At 53.5% G+C, this 443-nt stretch carries 1 protein-coding gene; it reads left to right on the forward strand.

The features are described from left to right. Positions 1 to 443, forward strand: a 443-nt coding sequence (locus tag ABLQ08_RS32450) for an FG-GAP repeat protein (protein ID WP_352950917.1), incomplete at both ends; no start/stop codon positions are given.

Here is a 443-nt window from a genome sequence, read left to right on the forward strand (position 1 = left end):
TATGCATCCGACATCAATGAAAGCGGAGTGATCGTTTCCGGCGCTCTCTTTGATGATGATCTTGGAGCGAACTCCGGCAGTCTCTATGTCTACACACCGGATGGAATGGGCGGCTACTCAGAAACAAAACTGAAAGCTTCCGATGGTGCTGCCAATGAAGATTTTGGCCGCGAAGTTGCCATCAGCAACTCCGGTGTAATCGTTGTCGGAGCCTACGGTGATGACGACAAGGGCTCCAATGCCGGCGCTGTTTATGTCTATTCACCGGATGGCAACGGCGGGTACAATGAGATCAAGCTTACGGCATTCGACGGTGCTGCCGGAGATCGGTTCGGTCTGTCGGTGAGCATTGACAACAACGACCGGATCACAGTCGGAGCACACCTGGACGACGACAACGGCTCCTCCTCCGGTTCGGTGTATGTATTCGAACAAAGACCTGA

This window comes from Roseibium sp. SCP14, assembly GCF_040329475.1.
Classification (GTDB): Bacteria; Pseudomonadota; Alphaproteobacteria; order Rhizobiales; family Stappiaceae; genus Roseibium.